Source organism: Gammaproteobacteria bacterium, assembly GCA_028817255.1.
Lineage (GTDB): Bacteria > Pseudomonadota > Gammaproteobacteria > Porifericomitales > Porifericomitaceae > Porifericomes > Porifericomes azotivorans.
This window is the reverse complement of the sequence record JAPPQA010000043.1, coordinates 499-8174: the sequence shown is the minus strand read 5'-3', so window position 1 is coordinate 8174 and position 7676 is coordinate 499. Positions and strand designations below refer to the sequence as shown.

General features: G+C 62.6%; 9 protein-coding genes. 3 read left to right on the top strand and 6 right to left on the bottom strand.

Going from position 1 to position 7676, the window contains the following annotated elements; all coding sequences use genetic code 11:
* From OXU43_02205 to OXU43_02195, 3 genes are all read left to right on the top strand, one after another.
* On the top strand, positions 1-1036 hold a 1036-nt coding region (locus OXU43_02205), incomplete at its 5' end, for a mitochondrial fission ELM1 family protein (protein ID MDD9823973.1).
* A 63-nt stretch (positions 1037-1099) separates the two neighbouring features.
* Positions 1100-2350 carry a glycosyltransferase gene (locus OXU43_02200; protein MDD9823972.1) on the top strand — a complete coding sequence of 417 codons (1251 nt, stop codon included), beginning with the start codon at positions 1100-1102 and terminating at the stop codon, positions 2348-2350.
* Positions 2347-3438, top strand: a complete 1092-nt coding sequence (locus OXU43_02195) for a glycosyltransferase (GenBank protein MDD9823971.1) — start codon at positions 2347-2349, stop codon at positions 3436-3438. Before OXU43_02200 ends, OXU43_02195 begins: the two co-directional genes overlap by 4 nt.
* Here the strand turns inward: OXU43_02195 and OXU43_02190 are convergent.
* The 6 genes from OXU43_02190 to OXU43_02165 all read right to left on the bottom strand — a co-directional run.
* Positions 3435-3614 carry a hypothetical protein gene (locus tag OXU43_02190; GenBank protein MDD9823970.1) on the bottom strand — a complete coding sequence of 60 codons (180 nt, stop codon included), beginning with the start codon at positions 3612-3614 and terminating at the stop codon, positions 3435-3437. The genes OXU43_02195 and OXU43_02190 overlap by 4 nt on opposite strands.
* A gap of 288 nt (positions 3615-3902) precedes the next feature.
* Entirely contained in the window at positions 3903-4907 is a 1005-nt protein-coding gene (galE, locus tag OXU43_02185) for a UDP-glucose 4-epimerase GalE (protein MDD9823969.1), read from the bottom strand.
* Between the two features lie 76 nt (positions 4908-4983).
* Positions 4984-5571, bottom strand: a complete 588-nt coding sequence (locus OXU43_02180; protein ID MDD9823968.1) for a cytochrome b — start codon at positions 5569-5571, stop codon at positions 4984-4986.
* Positions 5562-5738, bottom strand: coding sequence for a YdeI/OmpD-associated family protein (locus tag OXU43_02175; GenBank protein ID MDD9823967.1), 177 nt, complete (start codon positions 5736-5738; stop codon positions 5562-5564). Before OXU43_02175 ends, OXU43_02180 begins: the two co-directional genes overlap by 10 nt.
* 226 nt (positions 5739-5964) lie before the next feature.
* Positions 5965-6942 carry an XcyI family restriction endonuclease gene (locus OXU43_02170; GenBank protein MDD9823966.1) on the bottom strand — a complete coding sequence of 326 codons (978 nt, stop codon included), beginning with the start codon at positions 6940-6942 and terminating at the stop codon, positions 5965-5967.
* Positions 6942-7676 (bottom strand): site-specific DNA-methyltransferase (locus tag OXU43_02165; GenBank protein ID MDD9823965.1); only part of this gene is annotated, 735 nt, incomplete at its 5' end. The genes OXU43_02165 and OXU43_02170, both read right to left, overlap by 1 nt.

Here is a 7676-nt window from a genome sequence, read left to right as displayed (position 1 = left end):
ACCCGTCGAAGGGCTAAAAAATATGATTATCTGGACGATAACCGCCGGCAAAGCCGGGATGAAGGCCCAGGCGCGAGGTTTGGCGCGCGAGCTCCTGTCCCTCGCCGGCGGCGGCGAGTTCGCGGAAAAAGTCTGCGACGGGCAACTCGCCCGCCTGCTGCCCGCCTCCCTCTACGCGCGCGGCTGGGCGCGCCCGGCAACGTTGCGCGCGGCCCCGGGGGCGCCGGAACCGCAAGCGGCGCCGCAAATGGTTATCGCCTGCGGCAGCCGCGCGGCGCGGGCCGGGCTCTGGGCGCGGCATGCCTTCCGCGCCTTCGCCGTTTATGTGCAGCGCCCGCCGTTCGCGGCACGGCATTTCGATGCGGTGGTCTGCCCGGAACACGACACCCCATGCGGCGGCAACGTGATCCGAACCCTGGGCGCGCTCGGCGAGGTATCGGCGCGCTCGCTGGCCGGGCGGCGCCCCGGCGCCGTGCGGCGCTTTGCCGGCATCCCCGCGCCGCGGATTGCCCTGCTGGCCGGCGGCGGCAACCGCGCCTTCTCCCTGGACGAGACACAGGCCCGGCGCCTGGCCCGCGAGTTGGCGGCGGCGGTTGGGGAAGCGGGCGGCGGCATCCTGGCGACGCCTTCGCGCCGCACGGGCCGCGACGCCCGCCGGGCGTTGCAAGAAGAGTTGACGCAAGCGAAAGGCGCAGCCTTCTTCTGGGACGGCACGGGCGAAAACCCCTACCTGGACATCCTCGCCGCCGCCGACGCATTCGTCGTCACCGGGGATTCCGTCAACATGCTCTCGGAAGCCTGCACGGCGGCGAAGCCGGTGTACATCTGGCGCCTTGCGCCACGGCCCGGGCCGTGGCACAGGCGGCGGGCAGCCAAATTCTTCCGCTTCCACGAGGCTCTGGCCGCCCGCGGCCTGGCTCGCGGCTGGGAAGGCGATCTGAATTTCTGGCAAGCGCCCGGGCTGGCGGAGACCGAGCGCGCGGCGGCCGAACTTTGGCGACGCTTCCGCGCCGCCGCCGGGGCGAGGACGCGATGAGACCCGGCGCCGCACGCAAGGCAGGCGCGCGCCGGACGCAAGCGCCACCGGCATGATCCTGGCATGATCCTATTCTCCACGCAGACCTTTCCGCCCGCGGTAGGCGGCATGGAAAACCTCATGGCCGGCCTGGCGCAGGCGCTGGCCGCAGCGCCGCCGGCGACGGACGCGCCCGTTGCGGAGCGGGGGCCGGCCGCGGGCGGCGAGGCCGTCTTGGTCTTCGCCGACGGCAGGCATGGCAGCAGGGCCGCGGAGCGGGCCTTCGACGCCTCTTTCCGCGGCGATACCCTTGCCGGCGGCGGCCCTCCCGGCGCTCTTCCGGCCGGCGGCAATCCCGCAAGCGCGGTGCGCCGCTTCCGCGCGCCGCGCCCGCTGCGCCGGCTCTGGAAGGCGCGCGCCGTCGCGGCAGCCGCCGGGGCGGGGACGCGGGCCATCGTCTGCGATTCCTGGAAGAGCGCGGAGAGGCTGCCCGCCGGCCTGGCCGCGCCGCTCCTTTGCCTGGCGCACGGCAGCGAACTGATGGGCGACCAGCCGCGCCGCGCCGCGCGCATCCGCCGCGCCCTGGGCAAGGCGGCGGCCGTAGTCGCGGTCTCCGGGTTCACCGCCGGCCTGGCGCGGGCGCGTTTGGGGCCGGGGGAAGCCGGCAAAGTCCGCGTCATTCCGCCTGGCATTGCGCCGCCGCCGCCGCCTTCCCGCGCGGCACAGGCGGAGATCGCGCGTCTCGTCGCCGACCGCTCGCCGGTGCTGGCAACCATGGCGCGCCTGGACCCGCGCAAAGGCATGGACATGGTGATCCGCGCCCTGCCGGAACTGCGCCGGGCACATCCGCGCATCCTCTACCTGATCGCCAGCCTGGACCGGGACCGCACGCTTGCCCGCCTGGCGCGCGATTGCGGCGCCGGCGACGCAGTGCGCTTCCTGGCGCCGGACTCCGGCGGCTACAAAACAGCGCTGTTGCAGGCGGCAGACCTATTCGCGATGCCCAACCGCGCCATCGGCGATTCGGTGGAGGGCTTCGGCATCGTCTTCCTGGAGGCCGCCGCCTGCGGCGCGCCCGCCCTCGCGGGAAGGATCGGCGGCACAGCGGACGCGGTGGCCGAAGGAAAGACCGGCTGGCTGTGCGACGGCGCGGACGCGGCGGCGGTCACGGCCGCCCTGGCCGAGGCGCTCTCCGACCTGCCGCGCCTCGCGCGCTTCGGCGACGCCGCGAGGCGCCGCGCCCTGGAACAGTTCTCCTGGCACCGGATCGGCGGGCGCTACCGGCGCCTCATTGCGGAATTGCGCCCCGTCTCCGGCAAGGCGCAACGGCTGTGAAGATCCTGCACATCGCCAACTTTTCGCTGTTCCCGCGAGTAGCGGGCAAGCGCCGAGACGAATTGGCTCGCTTCTACGCCACCGATCGCAAGATCAGCGCCGGCCTGGTCCGCAACGGGCACTGCGTCTTCGATTTCAGTTACCGCGACGCGGCACGGCGCTTCGGGCCCTTCGGCAGCAAGCGCGGCGGGGTGGGCGCGATGAACCGCCTGCTGGAGGAGACCGCCGCGGCCTTCGCGCCCGATCTCGTGCTCATGGGCCACTGCGAGCTGGTCGCCGCCAAGACGCTGGAGCGAATCCGCGCGCAGACGCCGGGGGCGAAGGTCGCGCAGTGGTGGGTGGACTATTTCTGGCCCCATGGGCACCCCCAACTGCACGAAAAACTGCCCCTTCTGGACGCCTTCTTCGCCACCACCCACCCGCAAGCGGCCCGGGCGGCGCTGGGTCTAGGCAGCGAGTCGCAGCTCCGCCTACCGCCCTTCTATTACCTGCCTAACATCTGCGACGCCTCGGTGGAGACTGCCCGCGCCTTCGCCAACCCTGCCCCGGAATACGACGTGTTCTACGCCGCCCGCCCCGATCCCCGACGCGCGGCGCTGCTGCAAGTCCTGCGCGCCATGGCGGGCGAAGTCCGGCTGGGGCTGTTCGGACAGGAGCGCGCTTCTTTCCTGGGCGGCGCGGCCTTCGCGCGCGCGCTGGGCAACTCCAGGATCGGGATCAATTACAGCCACGACAACGAGACCGCGCTCTACTCTTCCGACCGCCTGATACAGCTCGCGGGCAACGGCTGCCTGGTCATGACCCCCGCAACGCCGCAAATGACGCGGCTGTTCTCGGAAGACGAGGTCGTTTACTTCGAGTCGCCGGCGCAACTGCCGGAACTGGTACGCAAATACCTGCGCGACGAGAGCGAATGCATCCGCCGCGCCCGCGCTGGCTGGCGGCGCGCGCACGGTTCCTACAACGAGCGGCGCGCGGCAAGGTTCATCGTCGAGGCCGCCCTGGGCCAGCCGTTCGGCGAAGCCTACGAATGGCTGGACGCCGCCGACCGGCCGCCCCCCGTCCCCTCCGTTCCCGGGGACGCTTAAGCAGGGGGGCGCGGCTTGGGCGGCGCGCATCCTCCCGGCGCGCCTTCCCCTGCCTCGAAGTTGTCGATGCGGTGCGCGAACAGGCCTTTCGCCAGACCGGCAAGTTTTCCGGCCACCCGCAACACCCCCTGCCGGCGGCGCCGCGAAAACGGCGCCAGCAGGGCATTGGCAGCCAACTGGCAGCGCCAACAAGGGCGCGGGCACTGCCCTCGGAATCGTTGTCCACAACCAACGTGCTCAACTCGAAACCCGTAGGCGACTGCAGCTCGCTGACGAAACGCAGGCAATCGGCCAACAACTCCTCCCGGCAGTACGTGGGGATCGCGATCAGGAGCCGTTCCATCACTACAGAGCGGACAGTATTTGCCAATGGCGCGCGAGCCGGATCGGCAGACGCGATGCCAATCCGGAGCAAGCGAAAATCCATCCGACTGCCAAGCCGGAAAAATTAGATTGGAATCGTTTCAAGATTGCCGGGCTTCCCATGCCAGGGCGGTCGCCACGGCCTCAGCCAGGGCGCTGCGAAGCGGGGAAAAACCCAGGACGCGGCGGGCCCTGCCGATATCGGCAACGACGCGGGCGGGGTCGCCAGGGCGGCGCGGAAAACGCTCCAGTGCGATCTTGCGCCCGCTCGCGCGCTCGACGGCCTGCACGACCTCGAACACCGAGCAGCCGCTGCCGCTGCCGCAATTGAAGACGCCGCCCGCGCCGCCATCCTCCAGGTGGCGCAAGGCGCGGAGATGCGCCTCGGCGACATCGGCGACATGAATGTAATCGCGCACTGCGCTGCCGGACTCGGTGGGGTAATCGTCACCGTAAAGGCAGACGCTGCGCCGCCGCCCGGCGACGACGGCGAGCAACGCGGCCATCAAGCCGGTGGATTCGCGCTTCACGTCGCCCGCGCGCCCCGCCGCGTCGGCGCCGATAATATTGAAGCAGCGCAGGGCGGCGCAACGGAACGAGGACGGCGCGGCGGCGGCAATATCGCGCAGCATCGTCTCGCCCATCATCTTGGAGGCGCCATAGGGGCTGAGCGGCGCCAGAGGGCAATCCTCGCGCAGCGCAGCGGCGTCCTGCTCGCCGTACACCGCCGACGAGGAAGTGAAGACGAAGTGCGGGACCCGTGCCCGCAGGCAGGCGGCGGCAAGCGCGAGCGTGCAGACGACGTTCTGTTGGTAATATTTTTGCGGCTGGGCAAGCGATTCCGGGACGCTGGTCGCCGCGGCGACATGGATCGCCGCCCCGATCCCGCGCCCGCGCAACAGCGAGTCCAGAAACGGCCCGTCGCCGCAATCGCCGCGCACGAAATCCGCGGCCGCAGGCACCAACCGCTCGGCGCCGGTGGCAAGGTTGTCCAGGACAACCACGCGCCGCCCGGCAGCCAACAGCGAGAGCGCAATATGGCTGCCCAGGTAACCCGCACCGCCGGTAACCAGTACCGCCCCGTCCGACCTAACGCTATCCGGCATGACGTAATTCCTTTCCCCGATGGGCCTCCCCCGAAGACGATTCTACCACCTCCCGCGCCCACCCGGGCGGGGGCAATTACCGGCCGGTCGTCATCTTGTAGATGGTTCGATCCTTTTTCCGGTAGTGATGGTAGAGCGCGGCCAGCACATGCCCCAGCACCAGAAGCCAGACCACCCACGACCCCATGACATCCTTATGGATGAAGTCCACGGGCTTTTCGAATTCCTTGAAGCTCATCCCCAGGCCGTCGCCCACCAGGGAGGCGAATACCGGAGTATCCTCGAATTTCGAGATCTCGAAACTGAGAAAATACTCCGTGTTCACGCCCGTGCCTATATAACCGGTCAGCGGCATCAGCACCATCACGGCGTACAGCACGTAATGGCCTATACGCGCCGCCAGTTGCTCGATGCGCCTGCCGGGCTCCGGCGTCGGCAACCGGTTCGTCGCCCGCCAGAAAATTCGCAGGATCACCAGGACCGCTATGGTCAGGCCCACGGAAAGATGCAATTGCAGGGCGATCCAATTCTCGGGCGTCTCCTTGTCGGTAAACCATTGCCGGTAATAGACCGTGCAATACGAAGCCAGGAACAGCGCCGCCATGCCCCAGTGCAGCCATTTGGCCACCGAGCCGTAATCGCGGGCAGTGTTTCTCAGCGCCATCTTGCCAACCGCGGATGCCTCATGCGCGTAGCAGCGCCGCCCTTCTCCAGTTGCTCAAACATTCGCAAAAGCCGTCTCTCCTTCGTCTCTCTGCGCTTCGCGCCATCGAACCGGCTCAGGTAGTCATTGCGCCGATCAACGGGATGTCTTTCGTAGACCGTTATCAAAACCTCTTTCCGCGAGGACCGGTCTAGCAAAAACCAGCATCGAATATCGCGGCCGCTTCAGCCTGGAACAGATCATCTCTATCTTTTCAGATCGAACTCAACAGAATTTACGGAATTGTTTTTAACGCGGCATTCTGTACGCCGGCAAACTACATTCCTCATCTCTATCACTGATCTGACGGCTGACGCAACAGCAGAAATCACGCATACACTTCATATGGAGAATCTATTTGCCTTCAGCAATTCCCGCACGAGAAATAACGTGACTCTTAAAATCCTCGTATGCTTTTCCTTTGCCGCGCTTCAAGTCCGATAAGCGATAAAACCTGTCAGTTGTAGGCGATTCCTTTCGCGCTATTTCCAAATCAATCCTATCAACATTCACAACAGTCCAGCATTCGACATAGCCGGCCATTCTTGCTTTTTGGTGGCTCTTTTCAGCCTCACCAATACGATTGTGAATATTAGAGAAATCAGTTCCTGATTTCACTTCAATGGCAATAATGTTACGAATACTGCCAACAGTCATTTCCTCGCGGATAACAATATCCGGGTCTGGAGAAAATTCTATCAATACCTTTCTCCCTGATGAATTCTTTATATGCAGTTTCCTCGAAGTTGATCTGATTACCGCATGTTTAACAATATCATAGATAAGCCCAAACACGATATTAATGCCCCAAGTTCCCTTTTTCTCGTTAGCGCCTACTCGTAATTGCGGCCCAACCGTTAAAAGAGTTAGATCATCAAGAAATTCTTTACTAATTTTATCAAATCCTATTACATCAAGTAACGCACCCGCACTCTCAGTTATCGCCTTACATAGCTCAGGCAATCTACCTTTATTTTTATCGGTCAAAATTCCTTTCTCTTCCATTGCCTTGAATCCCAGTATGCCAAACTCTTTTGTATAAAAAGCTTTCTGACTGTATCCCAGCAACAAGCGATAGTACCCTAATAAATGTGGGTTCGCTTCCAAAATACAGGGAATCGGAAATATCAGTTCGCTGCGCAACCCGCGCCTGTCAAGCGCTCTTAAATATCTTTGCGACACGTACTGCGAAAGTTGCTTATTCCGCACTAGCGGAGCGATGCCATTAATAGTTTCACCTAGTGCATCCTGGAGATACATGTCTCTAATTTCTTGAAGAACGAAAGAAAAATCAATCTGTAGTACCGGCGTTGGTATGTTTATATAAGACATTAGACAGCAATCCTTATAATTTCATCTTTCTCAGCACTTAACCTATCCGCCGCCAATATAACGTATTCAGGATTAAGTTCAATTCCTATATACTTCCTTCGCTGTTCCAGGCAGGAAACCCCAACTGTTCCGGAACCGAAAAACGGATCAAGAACATAATCTCCAATTCTTGTAGATGCCCGAACACAAGGCTCAATTAAACCAATAGGAAAGGTGGCAAAATGCATTCCCGGAAAACCTTGGGTGTTTATATTCCAAACGCTTCTACGATTGCGAAGTTTTGAATACAACCCAATCTCTTTAATCGCATGATAATCATAGTAATATTTTTCAGATTTAGTAAGCATAAATAAATATTCATGCGCCCTTGTAGGCCTGTCCTTTACACTCTCAGGCATGGCATTGGGCTTGTGCCAAACGATATCACTTCGCAGATACCAGCCATCGTCCTGAAGGGCAAAAGCCAATCTCCATGGAATGCCTTGAAGATCTTTTGGTTTCAGCCCCTTCGGGGTATCCGGCCTAACCGTCATTGCCCTGGCAGGATTTTTCCTATCGCTGGCACGGTAGCCGCGATTGCCGCTGGTATATCCATCGCCAATATTCAACCAAAGAGTTCCATCATCGCTAAGAACTCGCTTTACCTCATTAAATACTGCAACCAAATGATTCAAAAACTGAGGCAGTGAGGGCTCCAAACCAATTTGTCCATCAATGCCATAATCACGAAGCCC